Annotated in this window: 27 protein-coding genes; 14 read left to right on the top strand and 13 right to left on the bottom strand. The window is 61.6% G+C overall.

Annotation, left to right across the window (positions count from 1 at the left end; translation table 11 throughout):
- Positions 1–168: 168 nt before the first annotated feature.
- A complete protein-coding gene (locus EOC94_RS15655; protein ID WP_127291805.1) occupies positions 169–993 on the bottom strand; it encodes an AraC family transcriptional regulator in 825 nt (274 codons plus the stop codon).
- Between the two features lie 154 nt (positions 994–1,147).
- On the opposite strand from EOC94_RS15655, the gene EOC94_RS15650 reads away from it, so the two are divergent.
- From EOC94_RS15650 to EOC94_RS15635, 4 genes are all read left to right on the top strand, one after another.
- On the top strand, positions 1,148–1,684 hold the full coding sequence (locus tag EOC94_RS15650) for a hypothetical protein (RefSeq protein WP_095485303.1): 537 nt from the start codon (positions 1,148–1,150) through the stop codon (positions 1,682–1,684).
- A 32-nt stretch (positions 1,685–1,716) separates the two neighbouring features.
- A complete protein-coding gene (locus tag EOC94_RS15645) occupies positions 1,717–2,094 on the top strand; it encodes a VOC family protein (RefSeq protein ID WP_127291635.1) in 378 nt (125 codons plus the stop codon).
- Positions 2,095–2,274: 180 nt separating this feature from the next.
- The gene (locus EOC94_RS15640; protein WP_029352879.1) at positions 2,275–2,904 is read left to right on the top strand and encodes a MarC family protein; all 630 of its coding nucleotides are present in this window, start codon (positions 2,275–2,277) and stop codon (positions 2,902–2,904) included.
- Positions 2,901–3,299 (top strand): DUF4440 domain-containing protein, encoded by a 399-nt coding sequence (locus EOC94_RS15635; RefSeq protein ID WP_245465576.1) that lies wholly within the window; start codon positions 2,901–2,903, stop codon positions 3,297–3,299. The genes EOC94_RS15640 and EOC94_RS15635 overlap by 4 nt, the downstream gene beginning before the upstream one ends.
- 53 nt (positions 3,300–3,352) lie before the next feature.
- On the opposite strand, the gene EOC94_RS15630 is transcribed toward EOC94_RS15635, so the two are convergent.
- Positions 3,353–3,778 (bottom strand): OsmC family protein, encoded by a 426-nt coding sequence (locus tag EOC94_RS15630; RefSeq protein ID WP_127291632.1) that lies wholly within the window; start codon positions 3,776–3,778, stop codon positions 3,353–3,355.
- A gap of 127 nt (positions 3,779–3,905) precedes the next feature.
- Positions 3,906–4,427 (bottom strand): single-stranded DNA-binding protein, encoded by a 522-nt coding sequence (gene ssb / locus EOC94_RS15625; protein WP_126106448.1) that lies wholly within the window; start codon positions 4,425–4,427, stop codon positions 3,906–3,908.
- A 236-nt stretch (positions 4,428–4,663) separates the two neighbouring features.
- Between ssb and EOC94_RS15620 the strand changes: the two genes are divergently transcribed.
- The 8 genes from EOC94_RS15620 to EOC94_RS15585 all read left to right on the top strand — a co-directional run bounded on the left by EOC94_RS15620 (position 4,664) and on the right by EOC94_RS15585 (position 12,833).
- Positions 4,664–4,978, top strand: coding sequence for a metalloregulator ArsR/SmtB family transcription factor (locus EOC94_RS15620; protein ID WP_126106447.1), 315 nt, complete (start codon positions 4,664–4,666; stop codon positions 4,976–4,978).
- Positions 4,975–5,484 (top strand): SRPBCC domain-containing protein, encoded by a 510-nt coding sequence (locus tag EOC94_RS15615; protein ID WP_127291629.1) that lies wholly within the window; start codon positions 4,975–4,977, stop codon positions 5,482–5,484. The genes EOC94_RS15620 and EOC94_RS15615 overlap by 4 nt, the downstream gene beginning before the upstream one ends.
- 21 nt (positions 5,485–5,505) lie before the next feature.
- Positions 5,506–6,111, top strand: a complete 606-nt coding sequence (locus EOC94_RS15610; protein ID WP_095485308.1) for an ATP-dependent Clp protease proteolytic subunit — start codon at positions 5,506–5,508, stop codon at positions 6,109–6,111.
- A gap of 121 nt (positions 6,112–6,232) precedes the next feature.
- Positions 6,233–6,496, top strand: coding sequence for a hypothetical protein (locus EOC94_RS15605; protein ID WP_127291627.1), 264 nt, complete (start codon positions 6,233–6,235; stop codon positions 6,494–6,496).
- 827 nt (positions 6,497–7,323) lie between these two features.
- Positions 7,324–10,245: an excinuclease ABC subunit UvrA gene (gene uvrA / locus EOC94_RS15600; protein WP_126106443.1), complete on the top strand. Its 2,922-nt coding sequence runs from the start codon at positions 7,324–7,326 to the stop codon at positions 10,243–10,245.
- Between the two features lie 37 nt (positions 10,246–10,282).
- The gene (locus tag EOC94_RS15595) at positions 10,283–10,753 is read left to right on the top strand and encodes a GNAT family N-acetyltransferase (protein ID WP_127291623.1); all 471 of its coding nucleotides are present in this window, start codon (positions 10,283–10,285) and stop codon (positions 10,751–10,753) included.
- 26 nt (positions 10,754–10,779) lie between these two features.
- A complete protein-coding gene (locus EOC94_RS15590) occupies positions 10,780–11,586 on the top strand; it encodes a DUF72 domain-containing protein (protein ID WP_127291620.1) in 807 nt (268 codons plus the stop codon).
- 95 nt (positions 11,587–11,681) lie between these two features.
- Positions 11,682–12,833, top strand: a complete 1,152-nt coding sequence (locus tag EOC94_RS15585) for a GGDEF domain-containing protein (protein WP_127291617.1) — start codon at positions 11,682–11,684, stop codon at positions 12,831–12,833.
- Between the two features lie 40 nt (positions 12,834–12,873).
- Here the strand turns inward: EOC94_RS15585 and EOC94_RS15580 are convergent, their stop codons facing one another.
- From EOC94_RS15580 to urtA, 6 genes are all read right to left on the bottom strand, one after another.
- On the bottom strand, positions 12,874–13,050 hold the full coding sequence (locus tag EOC94_RS15580; protein ID WP_095485313.1) for a hypothetical protein: 177 nt from the start codon (positions 13,048–13,050) through the stop codon (positions 12,874–12,876).
- A 482-nt stretch (positions 13,051–13,532) separates the two neighbouring features.
- Positions 13,533–14,228, bottom strand: coding sequence for an urea ABC transporter ATP-binding subunit UrtE (urtE, locus tag EOC94_RS15575; RefSeq protein ID WP_095485572.1), 696 nt, complete (start codon positions 14,226–14,228; stop codon positions 13,533–13,535).
- 70 nt (positions 14,229–14,298) lie between these two features.
- Complete coding sequence (gene urtD, locus EOC94_RS15570) at positions 14,299–15,045, bottom strand: urea ABC transporter ATP-binding protein UrtD (RefSeq protein ID WP_095485315.1); 747 nt, start codon at positions 15,043–15,045, stop codon at positions 14,299–14,301.
- A 3-nt stretch (positions 15,046–15,048) separates the two neighbouring features.
- On the bottom strand, positions 15,049–16,281 hold the full coding sequence (gene urtC, locus EOC94_RS15565) for an urea ABC transporter permease subunit UrtC (RefSeq protein WP_127291614.1): 1,233 nt from the start codon (positions 16,279–16,281) through the stop codon (positions 15,049–15,051).
- Positions 16,278–17,894, bottom strand: a complete 1,617-nt coding sequence (gene urtB, locus EOC94_RS15560) for an urea ABC transporter permease subunit UrtB (protein WP_095485317.1) — start codon at positions 17,892–17,894, stop codon at positions 16,278–16,280. The genes urtC and urtB overlap by 4 nt, the downstream gene beginning before the upstream one ends.
- 125 nt (positions 17,895–18,019) lie before the next feature.
- Positions 18,020–19,330 (bottom strand): urea ABC transporter substrate-binding protein, encoded by a 1,311-nt coding sequence (gene urtA, locus EOC94_RS15555; RefSeq protein WP_095485318.1) that lies wholly within the window; start codon positions 19,328–19,330, stop codon positions 18,020–18,022.
- Between the two features lie 301 nt (positions 19,331–19,631).
- On the opposite strand from urtA, the gene EOC94_RS15550 reads away from it, so the two are divergent.
- A complete protein-coding gene (locus EOC94_RS15550) occupies positions 19,632–20,027 on the top strand; it encodes a hypothetical protein (protein ID WP_127291800.1) in 396 nt (131 codons plus the stop codon).
- Between the two features lie 67 nt (positions 20,028–20,094).
- On the opposite strand, the gene EOC94_RS15545 is transcribed toward EOC94_RS15550, so the two are convergent.
- The 3 genes from EOC94_RS15545 to EOC94_RS15535 form a co-directional block, all read right to left on the bottom strand.
- Complete coding sequence (locus tag EOC94_RS15545; RefSeq protein ID WP_127291611.1) at positions 20,095–21,666, bottom strand: GMC family oxidoreductase; 1,572 nt, start codon at positions 21,664–21,666, stop codon at positions 20,095–20,097.
- A 46-nt stretch (positions 21,667–21,712) separates the two neighbouring features.
- Positions 21,713–22,243 (bottom strand): gluconate 2-dehydrogenase subunit 3 family protein, encoded by a 531-nt coding sequence (locus tag EOC94_RS15540; protein ID WP_127291609.1) that lies wholly within the window; start codon positions 22,241–22,243, stop codon positions 21,713–21,715.
- 80 nt (positions 22,244–22,323) lie between these two features.
- The gene (locus EOC94_RS15535; RefSeq protein ID WP_127291606.1) at positions 22,324–22,719 is read right to left on the bottom strand and encodes a VOC family protein; all 396 of its coding nucleotides are present in this window, start codon (positions 22,717–22,719) and stop codon (positions 22,324–22,326) included.
- A gap of 262 nt (positions 22,720–22,981) precedes the next feature.
- On the opposite strand from EOC94_RS15535, the gene EOC94_RS15530 reads away from it, so the two are divergent.
- A complete protein-coding gene (locus EOC94_RS15530) occupies positions 22,982–23,287 on the top strand; it encodes a ribbon-helix-helix domain-containing protein (RefSeq protein ID WP_127204129.1) in 306 nt (101 codons plus the stop codon).
- On the opposite strand, the gene EOC94_RS15525 is transcribed toward EOC94_RS15530, so the two are convergent.
- On the bottom strand, positions 23,284–23,994 hold the full coding sequence (locus EOC94_RS15525) for a DeoD-type purine-nucleoside phosphorylase (protein WP_127291603.1): 711 nt from the start codon (positions 23,992–23,994) through the stop codon (positions 23,284–23,286). The genes EOC94_RS15530 and EOC94_RS15525 overlap by 4 nt on opposite strands.
- Positions 23,995–24,022: the final 28 nt, after the last annotated feature.

Raw genomic sequence — 24,022 nt, 5'->3', positions numbered from 1 at the left:
TTTCGGCGGTGCGTTCCGGCTCGACCAGGAAAGGATCCCTGAAGCGAACGATCTCGCCGGCTAGGCAATCGTATGACACGCTGCAAGAGCATGGCCGACTTCGCCGACGATCGTTATTGCAGTCCGGACTTGCGCAAAAACAACGGGTTAGAGCGGCTCAGTGAAACGTTAAGCCGCTCTAACACGGCGGGCGCGGTAGGCGCCAGGCGCCTCCCCCATCACGCGCCGGAAACGGCGGTTGAAGGTCGACAAATCGTTGAACCCCGCCTCGAAGGCGATCGTCGAGATCGCCTCGTCCGACATGCGCAGCCGCACCGCCGCCCTGTGCAGCCGGGTCTTCAGCAGGAACTGGTAGGGCGTCACGCCCGCCACGTGCCGGAAGCTGCGCAGGAAATGGTAGGGGCTGGTCGCCGTCTCACTTGCAAGCTCGGCAAGCGAGATCGGCCTTTCGGCGTCCTTTTCGATGCGCCGCACCGCCTCTGCGACACGTTTCTGGTCGCGGCGGCTCGGCACCCGGGCAGCAGGCGTGACGCCGGAGGCGACGGCCGCGCCGGCAATGCGCAGGGCGAGTTCCTCGAACGCGTCGATGTCGGCCATCTCGCGCGCGGCTTCCGCCTCGGCAAGCAGCGCTGCCAGCGCCGGCAAGGGCGGCAGGCGCGGCATCTTGAAATTCAGCTTCTTTGCATCCGGCATGCCGGCGACGATCTGTTCCATATAGGCCGGCTCGAAATGGAAGGAGAGGCAACGGTCGCCAGCGCCATGCTCGTGTCCGCATTCATAGCATGTGCCGGGGTTGCCGAGCAGAAGCGCGCCCGGCGCCAGCATCGCTGTTCCCTGTTGCGCTCGGTAGCGGAAGGTGCCGCTGGTCACCACGGCGACGCAGAACTTGCGATGCTCTTCCTCGAACGGGCGATCAGCGGCGCCGGCGGTGCAGACCACGTCCGACACCTGCCAGCCTCGCCCAGACGCCAGTGTATGCGCGCTTGTCGTCATGGCTTGAAAGATAGCAATTTTTCCCAAGCACAGAACCCTACTGCCGCCTATTCTTCCCAATCTCCTGACAAGATGGGGCTCCTGGCAAGATGGGGCTCCTGGCAAGATGGGGCTCCTAACAAGACGGGGCTCCTGACAAGATGAGGTCGAAATCATGCTCAATTCATCTTCCTTTGCCGAAGCCCTGCACAGCGACGGGCCTGCGGGGGACCTTGCCGAAAAACTGAACCTTTACGGCCGCTTCGTCGGCGCCTGGACATTCGATGCCACGCGCCATCTCGAAGACGGCCAGGTGCTGACCGGGCGCGGCGAGGTGCATTTCGGCTGGGTGCTCGAGGGCCGCGCAATCCAGGACGTATGGATCCTGCCAGCACGCGACGCCGGCCCCTCGCCGTCGCTCGGCAAATGGACCTTCTATGGCACGACACTGCGCGTCTATGACCCCGGCGTCGACGCCTGGCACATCTTCTGGAGCGATCCGCGCACCCAATATTACAGCCGTCAGCTCGGCCGCGCCGAGGGCGACACCATCGTCCAGCAAGGCGCAGACGGCACCGGCGCCTCGGTGCGCTGGAGTTTTTCCCGCATTACCGAAAATTCATTCCGCTGGCTGGGCGAACGCTCGCAAGACGACGGCGCGACCTGGCGGCTCGAAGTCGAGTTCCTGGCGCGGCGCACAACTGGAAACTGACGGCCCAACATATTGTAAAAAAGGAGAAAAAGATGCTGGATCATGTCTCGATCGGCGTCCGCGATACCGACGCCTCGAAGCGTTTTTATGATGCCGCGCTGAAGCCGCTTGGCTATAGCTGTCTCAGCCAGTCGCCGGGCTCGCTCGGCTATGGTGCGGAGGCGGTGTCGCTGTGGGTGAACGAGGCTCAGCGCCCGGTTTCGGCCGACGGCGAGTCCGGCCTGCATTTCTGCTTTGCGGCGCCGACGCGGAGCAGCGTCGACGCTTTCCATGCGGGCGCCTTGCGTGCGGGCGGCAGTGACAATGGGGCACCTGGCCTGCGCGCCAGCTATGGCGAAAACTATTACGCCGCCTTTGTCGTCGACCCGGACGGCTATCGCCTCGAGGCCTATTGCGGAGCGGCCGGCTAGGCTCACCCTGCCTCATCAAGGTTGCCGAACTCCCGCTGCTCAAACGGTTTCCACTGACCCTGCTTTGCTCTACCAATGCCAAGATTGGGCAATGCCAAGATTGGGCAATGCCAAGATTGGGCAATGCCAATATTGGGGCAATGCCAGTATTCGGGCACGGCCCGGCGGGGAGGGTCAGAGATGCCGAGCTTCGACAGCCTGTTCAACGCCTTCGTCACCATTCTCGTGACCATCGATCCGCCTGGCCTGGCACCACTCTTCCTCGCGGTGACCCGCGGCATGAACCGCGAGGAGCGCAACCAGGTTTCCGTGCGCGCCTCGATCATCGGCTTCCTGGTGATGGCGCTGTTCGCAATCGCTGGCGCATCGATCCTGTCGGTGTTCGGCATCACGCTGCCGGCTTTCCGCGTCGCTGGCGGCTTTCTGCTGTTTTTCATCGCCTTCGAAATGGTGTTCGAGCGCAGGCAGGACCGCAAGGAGAAGATCGGCGATGTCGCCATCACCAAGGACATGATCCACAACATCGCCGCCTTCCCGCTGGCGATCCCGCTGATCGCCGGTCCGGGCGCGATTTCGGCGACCGTCCTGTTGTCCGGCTCATTTCCAGGTTTTGGCGCGCAGGCAGCCCTTGTCGGCATCATCGCGATCTGCCTTGTCATCACCTATCTGGTGTTCGTGCTGGCCGAGCGCATCGACCGCATCCTCGGCCAGACCGGCCGCTCCATCCTGACGCGGTTGCTCGGCGTCATCCTGGCGGCACTCGCCGTGCAGTTCGTCGCCGACGGCATCAAGGCGCTGATGGCGGCATGATGTCAGATACGGTAACCGACCCCAAGATCGTCGAGCTGGAACTCGCATTGTTGCGGGCGCCGACCCGCTATGACCCGGATTTTCTTGAAACCGTGCTCGACGACGGCATGATCGAGTTCGGAAAATCCGGCAATAAATATGGCAAGAGATCGATTCTGGCAGCGCTTCCTGCGTCGAAAGCCGAACCGGCACCGGATGATGAGCTGGAAATGACCGACGTCAGAACAGTTCAATTGGCGCCTGAGGTGGTGCTTTTGACTTACCGGCTAAGGCCCAAGAAAGAAAAAGCTATTCCATCACTGCGCAGTTCCATATGGAAACGCACCGATGGGCACTGGCGATTGGTATTCCATCAGAGAACCCGAGCCGCGTCCGAAGAAACAAACGGTCCCTGAACGCGGGATTTGTCATACGGGCTTCGTCGTCCAGCTCGCGGGGGCGACGCTATCTATTTCGCCGTCGTATCAATAACTTCGAAGTCGTGGGTGATCTCGGCGGTCTTGGCTACCATCGCCGAAGCCGAGCAGTATTTTTCGATCGAAAGGTTGATCGCCCGCTTAACCTTGTCGGGCGAGAGTGCCCGGCCCTTGACGATGAAATGCATATGGATGCGCGTGAATACTCTGGGATCGACCTCCGCCCGGTCGGCGTCGAGTTCGACCACGCAGTCTTCGACCGCCTCGCGCCCCTTTTCGAGGATGTGGACGACATCATAGGCCGAGCAGCCGCCGGTGCCGAGCAGAACCAGTTCCATCGGGCTCGGCCCCGGCGTCTTGCCGTCCGGTCCGAACGCGGTCCCCAGCACCACCTTGTGACCGCTGCCGGACTCGCCGACGAAAGTGCGGTCCTCGACCCATTTGACCCGTGCTTTCACCTGATAAGTCCTTTTCACCGCGCACTACTCAAACGCACAACGTCCCGAAAACCCAGGAGAGATTTCGGGACGCCAAAGCGTGGCCTCAAGTAGCTAGCGTTGTGGCAGAGCCGCTCGCTCCGAGGGATCAGAACGGAATTTCGTCGTCCAGTTCGCGCGACGAACCGCCACCACCGCCCTTGTTGCCGCCACCGCCACCGCGATTGAAACTCTCGCCCGGGCCCGACTGGCCGAAATCGGAACCGCGGCTGCTGCCGCCACCGGCATAGCTGCCGACCTGACCGCCCTCGCCCTGCCCGCGTGCGTCGAGCATCTGCAGCTCGCCGCGGAATTTCTGCAGCACGATTTCGGTGGTGTAGCGGTCATTACCAGTCTGGTCCTGCCATTTGCGCGTCTGCAACTGGCCCTCGACATAAACCTTCGCACCCTTCTTCAGATACTGCTCGGCGACCTTGGCGAGCTGGTCGTTGAAGATGACGACGTTGTGCCACTCGGTCTTTTCCTTGCGCTCGCCGGACGTCTTGTCGCGCCAGCTTTCCGACGTGGCGATGCGGATGTTGACGACCGGCTCACCCGAATTCAAACGGCGGATTTCCGGGTCCGCCCCGAGATTGCCCACCAGAATGACCTTGTTGACGCTACCCGCCATGATACTTCTCCGCGCTCATCCGAAACAAAATTTCTGTCGCTCACCTTATAGGCTGCGGACAATCGCCGCCTGCCACGGCTGCCTTTTCCCACAAGGTTTTTGTTCTCTTTTCGTTCTAGGCTCATCGACCCCCAGTGTCAAGGAATGTCAGCAATCGATGGGGTTCGCCGCGCCATTTCATATGGGCGCAAAAAGATCGCTTGCCAAATCGATAAGTGTAGGCTTATGTTTCTATCATGATCGAAGCAGAGATTTTTCGAGCGCTCTCCGACCCGACGCGCCGCGCTGTCTACGAACGGCTCTCCGCAGGCGAGATGACGGTGTCAGAACTGCGCGGCGGCATGACCGTGTCGCAACCGGCCGTGTCGCAGCATCTCGCGGTATTGCGCGGCGCCGGCCTGGTGGTCGAGCGGCGGGCCGGCCGCAACGCCTATTATCGCGCCGATCCGCAAGGGCTTGACCCACTGCTCGGCTGGATCGAGCGCTACCGTGCTTTCTGGCCCGAGCGTATCGAACGGCTCAAGGCGGTTTTGAAGGATATGGATCAATGACGGCAAAACAGCATTCGGACGCGACGGGCTCGATCGAGTTCGAGTGCGAGCTTCCAGACCCGCCGGAAAAAGTGTGGCGGGCGCTGACGGTGCCGGACCTGCTCGCGGCCTGGATGATGCCGAACGACATCAAGCCCGAGATCGGCAGCCGCTTTGCCTTTGCCAAGCCGGACGCACCGATCGAGTGCGAAGTCCTCGACGCCGAGCCTGAACGCCTGCTGCGCTACTCCTGGCGGGAGCGGCCGGAGCCTGGCAATGCAGCGGATCCGCTCGCCAGCCCGCTGGATAGCCCAATGGATAGCCCAATGGATAGCATTGTCACCTTCACGCTCGACCGCACCGTGTCGGGCGGCACGCATCTGCGCATCGTCCACGATGGATTTGCGCGAGTAGCTACATCCGCGGTTGCGATGGTGGGCGGCGGTTGCCGGCTTTCGCTCAACGCACACAGCACCAAACAGACAATTGCCGCAAACACGCCTCGCCTGTTCCTGCGCGCGGCCTGAGCCACACAACGGAGAAAAGCGATGAGCGGTTTTGCCAATTTGGTGCCAATGGTGATCGAGCAGTCGAGCCGCGGCGAACGCGCCTTCGACATTTTTTCGCGGCTGCTGCGAGAGCGCATCGTCTTCATCAACGGCCCGATCGACGACAATGTGTCGGCACTGGTCTGTGCTCAGCTCCTGTCGCTGGAATCCGACAATCCCGACAAGGAGATATCCCTCTACATCAATTCGCCGGGCGGCGTGGTGACCAGCGGCTTCGCCATCTACGACACGATGCAGTATATCCGCAGCCCGGTATCCACCGTCTGCATGGGTTTTGCCGCCTCGATGGCCTCGTTCCTGCTGATGGCGGGCACGCCGGGACGGCGCATCGCGCTGCCCAACACCAGCATCGTGCTGCACCAGCCGCTGGGCGGCTTTCAGGGTCAGGCTTCCGATATCCAGCGTCACGCCGAAGGCATCCTGCGCACCAAGAAGCGCATGACCGAACTCTATGCGCATCACTGCGGCCGCACTTACGAGGAGGTCGAACGCACGCTCGACCGCGATTATTTCATGACCGCCGCGGAGGCAAAGACATGGGGCCTTGTCGATCATGTTTTCGATACGCGCAAACAGGCGGCGTGAAGGGGTAGCCGAACACCATGAGAGACAACAGCCAAGCCGTTCGGCAAGTTTGATCGCCACCGGTCTGGCTTCGGGCCATGTCCGGCGATATGGTCGTTCGATGGTCGATAAAGATTCACGCATGCGTTTGAAGAGGCTTGTCGTCGGCATTGCTGCCGCGGCGATGACCTCCAGCACGGCGTTCGCCGAAGACAATTTAACGCCTTCGCACAAAGGCACGCTGCCCGGCGTGGCCGACGACTATCGCATCGCCAAGCCGGCTCCCGAGCCCGACGATGCCGTGCCCGGCAACGGTCATTTCAAGATCGGCGATACCGATGTCAGGATTTCCGGCAGCTTAACCTTCGATGTCAGCGCCGGCTCGATCAAGCCCTCCCGGCGATAGGCCATCTGCCTTCATCGCTGCCACAAGGGCAGCCCGTGCGCTTGCGGTCATCTGAAACGAATAGCCCCGCCGTTGCTTCAGCAAAACGGTCGGGGCTTTCTTGGATTTAAAATCCAACTTGCCGGGAATATACTGCCGGCGTTCGATTTCGGATGCTTCGCGGTGTTCAGCCGCTGATCCGACTAGTGGTCTCTGATTTTTATAAGGATCGACAGGTCACGGTTTGTCGGGCGGCGCAAACGCCTGGCCCTGGCACTTATGCCTGCCGCGGCTCCACCGACACGTGGAGCCTCAAGGGACTGTCCGGTGGAGTCATTCCTTCTGCTCTCCTCTTCTGTCCATTGCGACCAGTGTCGTCCGAAGCACATATCGCAAAAGCCTGCGACGTCTAGCAGGCCACCTTGGGGTGGCGAGGCCATCGAAAGACGGCCGGCTTCGGTGACGTTTGGAGTCTGACTCTCTGAGGCTGAGACGTCAACAGTTGGATAGCCGATTACAAAAAATGTGATCGCTTATACGGCAAATCGGAAATCCGCTGCAGTTTTGAGCAGCGCGGCATCGGCCGTGCTGCGTTCGTGAGCTAGCAAACGCGTGGAACTTTAAATTCATCATGATACGGCGGTTTGTGAAGCTGGTTTCATGGGCGCTTTTGTCAGGAGCGTGTTCGGTCTTTGTTCTTTCCGCTTGCTCGCCTGCGCGAAAGACGGTTAAAGGCTTTGGTCGAGAGTTGTGGCGTCTCTCGAAAAGGTGACGAAATTACCTACATAGGGGATGGCCGGGACAACCCGCCATCCCATGAGATTCCAGATCTGAGGCGGCGACCGGCGATGGCCGACCATAAATATCTTTCCATTCGCGGGGCGCGCGAACACAATCTGAAGAATGTCGATCTCGACCTGCCGCGTGACAGCCTGATCGTCATGACCGGCCTGTCGGGGTCCGGCAAGTCGTCGCTCGCCTTCGACACTATCTATGCCGAGGGCCAGCGCCGCTACGTCGAGAGCCTGTCGGCCTATGCGCGGCAATTCCTCGAAATGATGCAGAAGCCGGATGTCGACCAGATCGACGGCCTGTCGCCGGCCATCTCAATCGAGCAGAAGACCACGTCGAAGAACCCGCGCTCGACTGTCGGCACCGTCACCGAGATCTACGACTATATGCGGCTGCTGTTCGCGCGCGTCGGCATCCCCTATTCACCGACCACCGGCCTGCCGATCGAGAGCCAGACGGTGTCGCAGATGGTCGACCGCGTGCTGGCGGTCGAGGAAGGCACGCGCCTGTTCATCCTGGCGCCGATGGTGCGTGGCCGCAAAGGCGAGTACCGCAAGGAACTGCTGGAGCTGCAGAAAAAGGGCTTCCAGCGCGTCAAGGTCGACGGTGTCTTTTACGAAATCGCCGACGTGCCGGCGCTGGACAAAAAATACAAGCATGACCTCGACGTCGTCGTCGATCGCATCGTCGTGCGCGGCGACCTAGCGACGCGGCTTGCGGATTCCATCGAAACCGCGCTGAAGCTCGCCGACGGGCTGGCGGTGGCCGAATTCGCCGACCGGCCGCTCGATGCCAGCCAGACCGGCGAGGATTCGGTCAACAAGTCGAAGAACGAGACGCATGAGCGCATCCTGTTCTCGGAAAAGTTCGCTTGTCCGGTATCCGGCTTCACCATTCCCGAGATCGAGCCCAGGCTGTTCTCCTTCAACAACCCGTTCGGCGCCTGCCCGACTTGCGATGGCCTCGGCAGCCAGCGTGCGATCGACGCCAGCCTGATCGTGCCCGACGACAATCTGTCCCTGCGTGCCGGCGCCGTCAGCCCGTGGGCGAAATCGACCTCGCCCTATTACGTGCAGACGCTCGAGGCGCTGGGCAAGGCGTATGGCTTCAAGCTCGGCGACAAGTTCAGGGATCTGACCGAAGAGGCAAAGCAAGCCATCCTGCATGGCACCGGCGAGCGCGAGGTCACCTTCCAGTACGATGACGGCCTGCGCTCCTATAAGACGACCAAGACCTTCGAAGGTGTCATTCCCAATCTCGAACGGCGCTGGAAGGAGACCGAATCCGCCTGGATGCGCGAGGAGATCGAGCGCTTCATGTCGGCCACGCCTTGCCCGGCCTGTCGCGGCTACCGGCTGAAGCCGGAATCGCTTGCGGTGAAGATCGCCGGAAAGCACATCGGCGAGATCACCGAGCTGTCGATCCGCAAGGCCGACCATTGGTTCACCGAGCTACCCGCCTCGCTCAGCGACAAGCAGAACGAGATCGCGGTGCGCGTGCTCAAGGAGATCCGCGAGCGGCTGCGCTTCCTCAACGATGTCGGGCTCGACTATCTGACACTGTCGCGCAATTCCGGCACGCTGTCGGGCGGCGAGAGCCAGCGCATTCGGCTGGCCTCGCAGATCGGCTCCGGCCTTACCGGCGTGCTCTACGTGCTGGACGAGCCGTCAATCGGCCTCCATCAGCGCGACAATGCGCGCCTGCTCGATACGTTGAAGCATCTGCGCGACATCGGCAACACGGTGATCGTCGTCGAGCATGACGAGGACGCCATTCTGCATGCCGACTATGTCGTCGATATCGGCCCGGCCGCCGGCATCCATGGCGGCCACATCATCGCGCAGGGAACACCGCAGCAGATCATGGCAAGCCCGGCCTCGATCACCGGCAAATATTTGTCCGGCGAGCTCGAAGTCGCGACGCCGGCCGTGCGGCGCGAGGCCAAGAAGAGCCGGCGCCTGAAGATTGTCGGCGCGCGCGGCAACAATCTGAAGAACGTCACCGCCGAAATCCCGCTCGGCACCTTCACCGCCGTCACCGGCGTCTCCGGCGGCGGCAAATCGACCTTCCTGATCGAGACCCTGTTCAAGGCGGCGTCTCGCCGCATCATGGGCTCGCGCGAGCATCCGGCCGAGCACGACCGCATCGAGGGCCTCGAATTCCTCGACAAGGTCATCGATATCGACCAATCGCCGATCGGACGGACGCCGCGCTCCAACCCTGCCACCTACACCGGCGCCTTCACGCCGATCCGCGACTGGTTCGCCGGCCTGCCGGAGTCCAAGGCGCGTGGCTATCAGCCCGGCCGCTTCTCGTTCAACGTCAAGGGCGGCCGCTGCGAGGCCTGCCAGGGCGACGGCGTCATCAAGATCGAGATGCATTTCCTGCCGGATGTCTATGTCACCTGCGACGTCTGCCATGGCAAGCGCTATAACAGAGAGACGCTCGACGTCTTATTCAAGGGCAAGTCGATTGCCGACGTGCTCGACATGACGGTCGAGGAGGGCGTCGATTTCTTCGCCGCCGTGCCCGGCGTGCGCGACAAGCTGGAGACGCTGAAGCAGGTCGGCCTCGGCTACATCCATGTCGGCCAGCAGGCGACGACCCTGTCAGGCGGCGAGGCGCAGCGCATCAAGCTCGCCAAGGAGCTGTCGCGCAAGGCGACCGGCAAGACGCTCTACATCCTCGACGAGCCGACCACCGGCCTGCATTTCCACGACGTCGCCAAGCTGCTCGAAGTGCTGCACGAACTGGTCGATCAGGGCAACACGGTGGTCGTCATCGAGCACAATCTCGAAGTGATCAAGACCGCCGACTGGGTGCTCGATCTAGGCCCCGAAGGCGGCGACGGCGGTGGCGAGCTGGTGGCCTCCGGCACGCCGGAGGACATCGTCCGCGAGAAGCGCAGCTACACCGGCCAGTTCCTGCGGGAATTGCTGGAACGGCGCCCCGGAGGCAAGCGCGAAGCGGCGGAGTGAATGAGGACTGGCTGGCGGCGTTTGGAAGAACCTTCAAATGAAGATCAGAAGAGCGCTTGCCGGTGATCTTGATGCTGTCGTTGAACTGAACACCGCTGCCTACGCGCCCTACACTGCGTTGCTGGGCGCGCCGCCGATCCCGGTGACAGAGGACTATGCGCCGCGGATCCTGCGCGATGAGGCCTGGCTGCTGGAAAGCGACGGCGAGCCGGCCGGACTGATTGTCCTCGAACGCCACCCAGATCACACGATGATCTTCTCCGTCGCCGTCTGCCCTGCCTTTCAGGGCAAGGGCTTTGGCATCGCGCTGCTCAACTTCGCGGACGAGCAGACACGGGCGTGGAGGTTGCCCGAGGTGCGGCTCTATACCAACACTAAGATGGAGCGGAACATCGCGCTCTACAAAGAGTATGGCTTTCACGAAACGGGTCGTCGGCCCAATCCATATCGGCCAGGGTGGACGATCGTCGACATGGCGAAGACTGTCGAGACGATCGCAACGGCCTGATCCATTTCAAACTCGGGAGGACGACAATGACCCAATCAGGAAAAATCCGCGCCGGCATGGGCGGCTGGACCTTCGAGCCGTGGGACACGTCCTTCTATCCGGACAAGCTGTCCAAGGCGAAGCAGTTGCACTACGCAACCCGGCAGGTGCCGAGCATAGAGGTCAACGGCACCTATTATTCGAGCTTCAAGGAGCCGACCTTCGTCAAATGGGCTGGTGAGGCGCCGGATGGCTTCGTCTATTCGCTGAAGGGCAACCGCTTCGTCACCAACCGCCGCGTGCTCGGCGAGGCCGGCGAGTCCATGATGCGCTTCCTGGGGTCGGGCGTCGCCGCGCTCGGCGATAAGCTCGGGCCGATCCTGTGGCAATTCGCGCCAACCAAAAAATTCGACCCGGACGATTTCGAGGCCTTCCTCAAGCTTTTGCCTGAAAAGCAGGACGGCGTGGCCCTGCGCCATGCGGTGGAGGTGCGCAACGACAGCTTCATCGTGCCGGAATTCGCCGCGCTGCTGCGCAAATACAAGGTCGCGATCGTCTACGCCGACCACGCCAAATATCCTGGGATCGCCGATGTCACCGGCGATTTCATCTATGCCCGGTTGCAGACCGGCAGCGACGACAATCCCGACTGCTACACGCCAAAGGCGCTCGACGAATGGGCGGCGCGCGCAAAAACCTGGGCGGGAGGCAAGGTGCCGGCCGACCTACCGCGCGCCGATCCGTCGACCGACGCACCGGTAAAACCGCGCGATGTGTTCGTCTACTTCATCACCGAAGGCAAGGTCCGTGCGCCCTTCGGCGCCATCGCACTGATGAAGCGCGTCACAGGCTGACGGCCTCGATTGTGACATCTTCACCACCATCGTAACCTTATCGATACCTCCTTGCTGCATGAATCCGCGGAGCTAGGGCAGCCGCGGGTTAGGGCATGTCACTTGACTACCACTCACTTCTGCTGGCTGTCGGTTTTTCCGCCGCCTGCCTGAGCCTGACATTGTTCGGCATCTGGCTGACAGCACGAACCGAAAAGTTTCTGCTGACATGGGCGATCAGCGCTTTGTTGGTCGTCGGCGATGTTTTTATCTACCAGGATTATATCGAGACGCCGGGACGCATACTCGGCATTGCGACGTTCGCGCTGCTCCTTGTAGGGTTCTCGACCATGCTGGGTGCCGCCTACCAGTTCAGGTCAGGCCGATCGCCGATCCCGCTGACGGTTCTCGGCAGCTGCATCACGCTTGCCCTGGCGCTGCCGCCGATGGCGCTCGGATATGACGGGCTCGGCTTCATGTTCGAAAATCTCCTTGCCGCCTTGCTTCTGTTTGCAACGGCTTATCAGTACTGGATCGGGCGCACCGAAGCCCCTGTCCCGATCATCGGCCTCGCCGTGCTCTACTCGGCCACCGGCGTTTCCTTTGTGCTGTGCGCCGTGGCTCTTGCGTGGGATGGGAAGCTTGTCCTCGGACATGCGCCGAGCAACTGGGCCGAAGATCTGAGCCTCGTCATTGTCATCGCCAGCATGACCGGCATCGGTGCCCTTTCGCTGGCGCTCAACCAGGGTCGCCTGGCCCGACATCACCGTCTGGATGCGCTGACCGATCCGCTGACCGGCCTGCTCAATCGCCGCGCTCTGTTCGACCTCAACGGCGGCGCCCCGATCGGGGCTTTCACGGCGGTGGTCGTGTTCGACCTCGACGGCTTCAAGGCCATCAATGACGAATTCGGCCACGCCACGGGCGATCAGGTGCTGAAGGTGTTCGCCAAGGAACTCGTCGAGAACCTTCGCCCGACCGATGTCGCCGCGCGCATGGGCGGAGAGGAATTCGCGCTGGTTCTGAAGCGCACCCTGCCCGAAGCGGTGGAGTTCACCGCCGAGCGTATACGCACCGCCTTCGCCGCGCGTGTCATCGAGACCGAAACCCGTCACCTGACATGTACGGTCAGCGCCGGATACGCTTTCGGCAGCAAGGACGGCATGAGCTTCGACAAGGTGCTCAGCGCCGCCGACAAGGCGCTCTATGCCGCCAAGCGCGGCGGTCGCAACCGCGTCGCGGCCTCAACCTTCCGACGCGCAAGCTAGCCGCTTGGCGGCATAGGGCAAGCCGCCCCTCCGCCAGCTCTTATGCCGCCATGACGACCTCGTTGTAGGCATCGAGATCGACGTAGAAGACCTTGGTGATCTCCGCAATCAGCTCGTCGTGGTCATATCCCTGCGATTTCAGGATGTTGATGGCGGTCATGATGTCAACGCGCTCGGTGAGCCGTCGTTTTTGGTAGTCCTCGACGTAACGTTCCATCGGCTGTCCCGGGCCAAGTGCCCACAAGCGTTGAACAACGATCAGATCACAAGAAGGAGGCGGCCTGCATGGAACATGCGGCTGAGCCTGCGCCTCACCCTTGATCTGTCAACGAGACTGATACGGAAGCGGCCGACTCAACAAGGCCAAGTAAAGATTAGCATGCAATCTTCGGCGCGCTAGAGTTGCAAACGATGTGATTGAAGAAAATCTAGTAGACCTTCGTGATTTCGTCATCCTTGGGCGCAGCGACGCGAAGCGGAGCGAAGACCCAAGGATCCATGCCGAAACTTCCGAGCGTCACAACGGCACAGAATCCAGGATGGTGTGCGCCGGAAAACGGCTTCTGTTCTTGACCGCTGCATTCTTTGACTGACGGCACGGCATGGATCCTGGGGTCTGCGCCGCGTCGCTTCGCTCCTTGCTTCGCCCCAGGATGACGAAGGGAGGGATGGTTCGGCTAATTCTAGAGGTTTGCGATACTAAACGGTCAGGAATTTCCTGACGTCCGCGCGGTCGAGATCCTCGGCCGGGCCGGTGTGGACGATCAGGCCGCGGTCCATGATGTTGACCTCGTCCGCCAGTTCACGGCAGAAATCGAGGTACTGTTCGACCAGCAGCACAGCGATGCCTGCCTGGTCGCGCAGATAGCGGATGGCGCGACCGATATCCTTGATGATCGACGGCTGGATACCTTCGGTCGGCTCGTCGAGCACCAGCAGCTTCGGCCGCATCACCAGCGCCCTGCCGATGGCAAGCTGCTGCTGCTGGCCGCCGGAAAGATCACCGCCCCGGCGGCCGAGCATCTGCTTCAGCACCGGGAACAATTCGAAGATGTGGCCGGGAATGTTGCGATCGGCGCGCTTCAATGGCGCAAAGCCCGATTCGAGGTTTTCCCGCACAGTGAGCAGCGGGAAGATCTCCCTGCCCTGCGGCACGAATGCGATGCCCGACCGGGCGCGATCATACGCCGCGCTCCGGTCGAGCGCCTTCCCCTCGAAGGCAACACTTCCGCTCGTCAGCCGGTGGTGGCCGACGATCGATCTCATCAAACTGGTTTTGCCGACGCCGTTGCGGCCGAGCACGCAGGTGATCTTGCCCGCGCCGGCCTTCAGCGAGACGCCGCGCAGCGCCTGGGCGGCGCCATAGTGGAGCGTGGCGTTGGAGACTTCGAGCATGGTCAGCGCCTTCTCCAACGCCTGAAGAACGAAAGGTCGAAATGATGAAACGGAACGCGCCAGACCATGATCATCTCCCCAGATAGACTTCGACGACACGCTCGTCGGCCGAGACGAAATCGAGCGAGCCTTCGGACAAGACCGAGCCTTCGTGCAGGCAGGTGACCTTGACGCCGAGCTCGCGCACGAAATGCATGTCGTGCTCGACGACGATGACCGAATGGTCGCGCGCAATATCCTTGAGCAGCCGCGCGGTCTCCTCGGTCTCGGCATCGGTCATGCCGGCGACCGGTTCGTCGACCAGCAGCAGCTTCGGATCCTGCGCCAGCAGCATGCCGATCTCCAGCCATTGCTTTTGTCCGTGGCTGAGATTGGCTGCGATTTCGTCGCGTTTGTCGCCGAGCCGGATGATGCCGAGGATGTCGTCGATCTGCCGCACTTCCGCGGCCGACCGGCGATGGAACAGTGCCGGGAAGATCGAGCGCGGGCCTTTCAGCGCCAGCATCAGATTCTCCTCGATCGTGTGGCTTTCGAAGACGGTCGGCTTCTGGAATTTCCTGCCGATGCCCATCATGGCGATCTCGGCCTCGTCATGTTTCGTCAGGTCGACCTCGCCGTCGAAATAAACCTCGCCCGCGTCGGGCCGCGTCTTGCCGGTGACAATGTCCATCATCGTGGTCTTGCCGGCGCCGTTGGGGCCGATGATCGCGCGCATCTCGCCCTTGTCGAGCACCAGCGACAGATTATTGATGGCGCGAAAGCCGTCGAAGGAAACTGAGACGCCGTCGAGATAGAGGATGGTGTTGCTCTTCGACATCGCTCACTCCGCCGGCTGCGGTTCGGGGCTGGATCCAGACCAGTCGCCAGGCGTTCTCGCGGCACCGCGAACGACCTTCGGCGGCGCCGGGACGTCAGGATCGGTGCCGGCTTCCTCGGCGATGGATGCCGCGCGCAGCGCCTTGGCATTGCCGCGCCAGGAATCCCACATGCCGATAATGCCCTTGGGCAGGAACAGCGTGACGGCGACAAACAGTCCGCCCAGCGCAAACAGCCAGAACTCCGGCAGCACGCCGGTGAACCAGGATTTGCCGGCATTGACCACGAGCGCGCCGATGATCGGCCCGACGATGGTGCCGCGCCCGCCGACGGCCGCCCATACCACGACCTCGATCGAATTGGACGGTTCGAACTCGCCCGGATTGATGATGCCGACCTGCGGCACGTAGAGCGCACCGGCAATGCCGGCCATGACAGCTGACACGGTGAAGGCGAACAGTTTGACGTTCTCCGCCCGCCAGCCGAGAAAGCGCGTGCGGCTCTCGGCGTCGCGCACCGCCATCAGCAGCTTGCCGTATTTTGAACCGACGATTGCCCAGGTGACGTAGACGGCGAGCGCGAGCGTGACGGCGCTGGCCGCGAACAATGCCGAGCGTGTTGCATCGGCCTGCACGTTGAAGCCGAGAATATCCTTGAAATCGGTCAGGCCATTATTGCCGCCGAAACCCATGTCGTTGCGGAAAAACGCGAGCAGCAGCGCATAGGTCATCGCCTGGGTGATGATCGACAGATAGACGCCGGTGACGCGGCTGCGGAAGGCGAACCAGCCGAAGACGAAGGCGAGCAGGCCGGGCACCGCAAGCACCATGATCGCGGCAAACCAGAAATGGTCGAAACCGTACCAGAACCACGGCAATTCCTTGTAGTTCAGGAACACCATGAAATCCGGCAGCAGCGGATTGCCGTAGACGCCGCGCGAGCCGATCTGGCGCATCAGGTACATGCCCATCGCATAGCCGCCGAGCGCGAAGAAGGCGCCGTGGCCGAGCGAGAGGATGCCGCAATAGCCCCAGACGAGATCGAGCGCCAAGGCGAGCAGCGCGTAGCAGAGATATTTCCCGGTAAGCGCGACGATATAGGACGGCACGTAGAACGCACTTGTCGGCGAGACCGCAAGATTGAGCAGCGGCACGACGATGGCGACCGTCAGCAGGATGAAGATCGTGATGGCGATGCGGCGGTCGGCGCCAGCGGCGAAGAAGCGTCCCGTGATCATGCTTCCACCGATCTGCCCTTCAGCGCGAACAGGCCGCGCGGGCGTTTCTGGATGAACAGGATGATGAGGACCAGGACGACGATCTTGCCGAGGACTGCACCGGCATATGGTTCGAGGAACTTGTTGACGATGCCGAGCGAGAAGGCACCGACCAGCGTGCCCCAGAGATTGCCGACGCCGCCGAAGACGACGACCATGAAGCTGTCGATGATGTAGCCGCGGCCGAGATTGGGCGAGACATTGTCGATCTGGCTGAGCGCGACGCCGGCAATGCCAGCTATGCCGGACCCCAATGCAAAGGTCAGCGCGTCGACCCATGGCGTTCTGATGCCCATCGACGCGGCCATGCGGCGGTTGGCGGTGACGGCGCGCATCTGCAGGCCCCAGGGCGTGCGCTTCATCACATAGAGCAGCACCGCGAACACGCCGAGCGAGAATACCAGTATCCAGAGCCGGTTCCAGGTCACGGCAAGCTGGCCGATATCGAACGAACCGGACATCCATGACGGATTGCCGACTTCCTGGTTCGTCGGCCCGAAGATGGTGCGCACGGCCTGCTGCAGGATCAGCGAGACACCCCATGTCGCCAGCAGCGTCTCCAGCGGGCGGCCGTAGAGGAAACGGATGACGCCGCGTTCGATGACGAGGCCGACGAGCGCCGCGACGAGGAAGGCGAGCGGCAGTGCGATGGCCAGCGACCAGTCGAACAGGCCGGGAAAGGAATTGCGGATCACTTCCTGCACGACAAAGGTCGTGTAGGCGCCGAGCATCACCATTTCGCCATGCGCCATGTTGATGACACCCATGACGCCGAAGGTGATGGCAAGGCCAATCGCTGCCAGCAGCAGCACCGACCCCAGCGAAATGCCGTACCAGATGTTCTGGCCAGCATCCCACAGCGCCAGCGTCGAATTGATGTTGGCGATCGCCGCCGTCGCCGCGTCCTTGACCGCGCCCTCGGAATTGGCCTCGACGGAGGTGAGCAGGGACAGCGCGTCGCGGTCGCCGCGCGCGCCGATCAGGGCGATCGCCGCCAGCTTGTCGGCCTCCGGCCTGTCCGACACCAGAACGGATGCGGCGCGGGCCTGTTCGAGCAGCGCTTTGACGCTTGCCACCGTTTCGCTGGCGATTGCGGCATCGAGTGGCTCGATATTTGTGGCATCGGGCGTCTTGAACATGGTGTCAGCGGCAGCGATGCGCGCAGCCGGGTCTTTCGCGCCGAGCGTCAGCGTGCCCAAAGCATCGCGGACGGCGCGGCGCAGCGTATTGTTGACCTTGATCTTGGTGATCTCGCCCTTGGCCGCATCGCCGGACTTTTCACCGCTCAGCGGGTCGAGCAGCTCAACGCTACCGCCACCTTCCTTACCGATGAAAACCTGCGAATCGGTCTTGCGGACGTAAAGATCGCCCTCCGCAAGCGCGCCAAGCGGGCGCTCGACGGCGGTATCACCGGTGGCCGCGAGCTCGCGCACGACAGCTTCGATCGCCGAAAAATTCGAGGCAGTGGCGAATTTGGCGATGATGGCACGCAGATCCGCTTCGGCAGCATTCGACGGCGACAGCATCCCCAAGAGGAGCAGCAGCGTCAGCCCAATTGCGCGGATGAAGGTCATCGGTTTCTGGAGGCTCTCGAAGGGTTGAAATTCGCGTCCGGGCGGACTCGAGGAGAGGAGGAGCTCGCCCGGACGCTTCGCGGTCTAGGTCGTGGAGAAATCCACGACCGTCAGACCCGGGAGGATCAGTTGGTTCCCTTGCCGCCGCACTTGCCGGTAGCGACATTGAAGTTGCCGCAGGACAGAGGCGCGCGCCAATCGGAGATCAGGTCCTTGGAATCAGGCAAGTAGTCGGACCACTCGTCGCCCATCACCAGGCCGGGCGTCTGCGAGACGGTCTCGAACTGGCCGTCGGCCTGGATTTCGCCGATTAGCACCGGCTTGGTGATGTGGTGGTTCGGCATCATGGTCGAATAACCACCGGTCAGGTTCGGCACCGAGACGCCGACCACGGCGTCGATGACTTTGTCAGGATCAGTGGTGCCGGCCTTCTCGACAGCCTTCACCCACATGTTGAAGCCGACATAGTGGGCTTCCATCGGGTCGTTGGTGGTGCGCTTGTCGTTCTTGATGAACTTGTGCCAGTCGGCGATGAACTTCGCATTCTCCGGCGTGTCGATGCTCTGGAAGTAATTCCAGGCGGCGAGATGGCCGACGAGCGGCGTGGTGTCGAGACCGGCAAGCTCTTCCTCGCCGACCGAGAAGGCCATGACCGGGATATCCTCGGCCTTGATGCCCTGGTTGCCGAGTTCCTTGTAGAACGGCACGTTGGCGTCGCCATTGACGGTCGAGACGACGGCGGTCTTCTTGCCGGCCGAGCCGAACTTCTTGATCGCCGAGACCTCGGTCTGCCAATCGGAGAAGCCGAACGGCGTGTAGTTGACCATGATGTCTTCGGCGGCGACGCCCTTGGCCTTCAGATAGGCCTCGAGGATCTTGTTGGTGGTGCGCGGATAGACGTAGTCGGTGCCTTCAAGCACCCAGCGCTTCACCGAACCGCCATCCTCGCTCATCAGATAGTCGACGGCCGGAATGGCCTGCTGGTTCGGCGCCGCACCGGTGTAGAACACGTTGCGTTCGCTCTCCTCGCCCTCATACTGGACGGGATAGAACAGGATGTTGTCGAGCTCGCTGAACACCGGCAGCACCGACTTGCGCGACACTGACGTCCAGCAACCGAACACCGCCGCGACCTTGTCCTTGGAGATCAGCTCGCGCGCCTTTTCGGCGAACAGCGGCCAGTTGGAAGCCGGATCGACGACGACCGCTTCGAGTTTCTTGCCAAGCAGGCCGCCCTTTGCATTCTGCTCTTCGATGAGCATCAGCATGGCGTCCTTCAGCGTCGTCTCCGAAATCGCCATGGTCCCCGACAGCGAATGGAGAATGCCCACCTTGATCGTGTCGTCAGCCGCTCTGGCGGGGACGCTCATCAGCAGGCCGGCCGTGACCACGCCTGCCGAAAACATTTTTGTTATTGTCGAGAAACTGCCCCTCATATTTCAAACTCCCAAGCTGGTTGATCGCATCGCAAACAGAACATGCAACGGCTGTGCCAACCGCAGGAGCAAAATTGAGTGGGCTGAGATTTCCTAGCTCTATCAGCCGGTTAATATATTAGCCGCTAAAGATGAGCGCCGCCGCCGGGGTTCTGCTTGAGAGAAAATGACCCGCCGCCGCCTAAATTTTTCTCACATGCCAACTAATGCACTTTTTTTGAGCAACGACACATCGACGATTGCGAACCGTTGCAGCGCTGCAGGAAAATGGGGCAAGTTCGATCTTCAAAAGAGCGACGTCATGGCCCCCAGGATTTCTCGTATTGTCAGCATAGTGCTCCTGGCTGCGGCCACCGGCGGCGCACACGCCGACTTCACCGACGGCAAATTGCCCGACGGCACCTATCACTGCGAAGTCTATCTGCTTGGCATGTTCCTCAGCCTTGGCGATATCACCATCAAAGGAAACGTCTATAGCGGCCCGGTGACCTTCGGGACCGCTCCGCAGGCTTACAATTATCAGATGAATGCAAACGGCGAGATCACCTGGCTAGGCCCGTTGGGCGGCTACACGACCGGCGGCAACTCGATCTCGCTTACGCAAGCCACCCTGGACGGCCAAACCAGCCCATCCTTCGACATCATCATGAAGCAGCCTGACGGCGCCTTCACCGCCTCGACCTGCACGAAGCGTTGAGCGACGACAAAAAGAGGCGCGGAACCTTGCGAGGCTCCGCGCTAGCAGGCAGCCGGGAGGGCTACGGCTAGATGCTCTTAGCCGACATCTGTTCAGCGATATAATCGGCCTGACGGATCGCCAGCGACACGATCGTCAATGTCGGATTTTCAGCACCGCCGGTGGTGAACTGGCTGCCGTCCGACACGAACAGGTTCTTGATGTCGTGCGCCTGGCCATGCTTGTTGACGACCCCGTCGGCCGCCTTTTCGCTCATCCGGTTGGTGCCGAGATTGTGGGTCGACGGATAGGGCGGCGTCGGGAAGGTCCGCGTCGCCCCGACCGCCGCGTACAGCGCCGAGCCCTGTTTGTAGGCGTGGTTGCGCATCGCGGTGTCGTTGGCATGGTCGTCAAAATGGACATCCGCCACCGGCATGCCGTGCTCGTCCTTGATATCGGCATGCAGAGTGATGCGGTTTTCCTCGCGTGGCATGTCTTCGCCGACGATCCACATGCCGGCCATATGGTCGTAGTGGTCGAGCGCCGTGGTGAAGGAACGTCCCCATCCGCCGGGATCGAGGAAGGCGGCCATGAACGGCAGGCCGAGCGACAGCGTCTCCAACTCGTAGCCGCCGACGAAGCCGCGCGAGGGATCGTTGCGGGCTTCGTCGCGGATGATACCGGCCATGGTGGTGCCGCGATACATATGCACCGGTTTGTCGAAGATGCCGTAGACCGAGCCCGTGGTGTGGCGCATGTAGTTCTTGCCGACCTGTCCCGACGAATTGGCAAGGCCGTCGGGAAACTGGCTCGATGCCGAATTGAGCAGCAGCCGTGGGCTCTCGATCGAGTTTCCGGCGACGGCGACAATGCGGGCCTTCTGTTCCTGAAGCTTGCCGTCCTTGTCGGCATAGACGACGCCGGTCACCTTGCCCGACGCATCGTGGTTGATCTTGATAGCCATGGCATTCGGCCTGACCTCGAGATGGCCGGTCGCCTCGCCCTTCGGGATTTCGGTATACAGCGTCGACCATTTGGCGCCCCATTTGCAGCCTTGGAAGCAAAAGCCGGTTTGCTGGCAGGCATTGCGGTCGTCGCGCGGCTCGGAATTGATCGCCATCCGGCCGGTGTGGCACTCCTTGTAGCCGAGCTTGTCGGCGCCGGCCTTCATCACCTTGAAGTTGTTGTTGCCGGGAAGGCCTGGGATGTTGTTGGTGAGCGTCACGCCGAGCTTGTCTTCGGCTCTTGCGTAGTAGGGTTCAAGATCGGCAAGCGTGATCGGCCAGTCGAGCAGGTTGGCGCCTTCCAGCTTTCCGTAGGTCGCGAGCGTCTTGAATTCGTGCTCCTGTAAGCGCAGCGAGGCACCCGCCCAATGCGTGGTCGAACCGCCGACCGACTTGACGATCCAGGCCGGCAAGTTTGGAAAATCCTTCGCCACCCGCCAGTCGCCCGAGGTCGTGCGCTTGTCCGTCCAGGCGAGCTGGGCGAATGAATCCCACTCGTCGTTGATGAAATCCTCGTATTCGTGGCGGGCGCCCGCCTCCAGGATGACGACATCGATGCCCTTCTGGGCGAGTTCATTGCCGAGCGTGCCGCCGCCGGCGCCCGAGCCGATGATGACGACCACGCCATCGCTCTTAAGATCAAATGGTGCTGCCATGGTTTCCTCCCATGATGTCTGTTGTGTGCGGTTGCGACGAGCTTGCTCAGAGCCACTCGATGTCGTCGAACCCGCGCGCCATGTAGCCGCCCTTGGAGTAGGACTCGCCTTCGTAGCCAAAAATCGGCCAGACCTCCTTCTGGTTGTAGAGGCCGACTACAAGTCCGCCGCGGACCGCCTGGAAGAACGGCGTGTCCTCGATCTCTCTCAGCACGGCAACGCGCTGCTCCTCCCAGCCAAGACCGGTGTAGCCGTCCTTGCCAGACTTCAAGTCGAGATCGGCGATGCCCTTTTCGATGAGATCCTTGTGGGCCGGGTCTTTGTCGGCCTGCTCATCGTGGGCCTTGACGGCAATTGCGTAATATTTGTCAGGCACCTGGTCGTGCGGATAGATGTCGCGCGCCATCTGGATCAGGGTCGCCATGGTTTCGGGCTTGAGCGCGGATGTTTGGAGACCCCAGGCATGTTGCGGGCTAATGACCGCGCTGCCTGAAATGACCAGCAATGCGCCGACACCGCCGCGTTTCAGAAGCTCGCGGCGCGATAGCCCGGGCTTGCTTTCGTAAGTCGTGACCATTTCTTCCTCCCTTGCTTGCTATTTGCACCGTGAAGGTGCCGTGGCTGGGGCCGCATTGGCCTGCGCGGCCGCGATATCTCCTATTTGAACCGGCCCCGACGCTGCAGGACCTCGATCTTGTAGCCGTCGGGATCTTCGATGAAGAAGAAGCGCGCGAGCAGCGCTCCGTCGCGATTGAACTCGACGATCTTTTTCGGGTTCAGGCCAAGCGCGCCAAGCCGGTCGTGTTCGCTGTCCAGATCGATGACCGACACCGCGAGATGCCCGTAGCCATCGCCGAGCGCATAAGGCTCTTCACGGCCCTTGTTGACGGTGAGCTCGACCTCGAACTCCGCCTCGGCATTGCTCAGATAGACGAGCGTAAAAGTATCGAAATCGAGCCGTTCGGCGACATCCATCCCAAAGGCTTTCCGGTAGAAATCGACGGACCGGGCCTCTTCCAGAACCCGGATCATGGTGTGGATCGCCTTCGCCAAATGACACTCCGTTGCAGCAGCGCCATATGCGCGTCGGCATGATTATGCGCGGGTTTCGGCAAAGATGGTGGCAGCCGATTACCACGCGCTAATCTAACGACGGCGTGGCATACTGCTTAAGGACGAAAGTCCGATTGCTGTTTTCCGCTTTCCAGCTGAAGATAATTGGTCACGATAGGCACTGCTCAAAGGCGCGAATCACTGCTGATTGCGCCCAAAAATCAACAAGAATGGCCAAAGCCAACAAGAAGGGAGGTAACCGATGTGCAGGGTTTTTGCCGGGCAGGATCCGGAGGGCTACCGACAGATCAACCGATCGATCCGTATCGACGGGCACTCGACCAGCATCCAGCTCGAGGCGACGTTCTGGGCTTTGCTCGACGAGATCGCCGACAGCCAGGGTCTGACGACGCCGAAATTCATCTCGAAGCTCTATGACGAGGCCATCGAGATCAACGGCCAGATTCCGAACTTCGCGTCGATGTTGCGCACGACCTGTGCTCTCTATCTGAAAGGCCATCGGCCAGGCATCGAAGAACACACGGCGCCTAAGCGGCAAGCAGCCTAGTTTTCGGCTGCAACGTCGAGCGCCAGCCGAGTCATGTCGGTGAAAAGCGCCTGGCGTTCGGAATAGTCGGTTTGCTCGCCGGTCACCACATTGTCGACGACGGTCAGGATCGACAGCGCCCGGGCGCCGAAATGTGCCGCGATGCGATAGAGCGCGCTGGTCTCCATGTCCACGGCGAGCGCGCCATGGGCCTGCGCCTCGGCAAAGCGGTCGCGTCCCTGGGGATGATAGAATATATCACTGCAGACGGTCAGCCCGGCCTGATGTTCAATACCTAACTCGGCAGCCTTGGCCAACGCTCGGGCAAACAGTGCTGGATCCGGGCCGACGTCAGCACGATAGAGCCCGAAGACCTTGCCGCTCTCCTCACTCTCAGCCTTCACCGATTGCGAGATCACCAGACTGCGCAGTTTAACCGCGGCAGTCAGGGCACCACTGGTACCGGTGCGGATAAGTGTCTTCACGCCATGGAAATCCAGCAATTCATGCGCGTAGATCAGGAATGACGAGACGCCGATGCCGGTGGACTGGATGCTGACGGGCTTACCGCGAAACAGGCCGGTAAAACCCAGGGCCTCCCTTCGACGGTTGACGCAGCGCGGCGCCTCCAGAAAGGTTTCAGCCATCCATTCGGCGCGCTGCGGATCGCCCGGCAGCAGCACTGTCCTAGCGTAGTCGCCCTTGCTTGCCTCGTTGTGCGGCGTCACGGCATGCTCCCCAAAACCCGCCGCCCGT

The sequence above is a fragment of the Mesorhizobium sp. M6A.T.Ce.TU.016.01.1.1 genome (assembly GCF_003997065.1).
GTDB classification, from domain to species: Bacteria; Pseudomonadota; Alphaproteobacteria; order Rhizobiales; family Rhizobiaceae; genus Mesorhizobium; species Mesorhizobium mediterraneum.
This window is presented reverse-complemented; position numbering and strand designations above follow the sequence as displayed.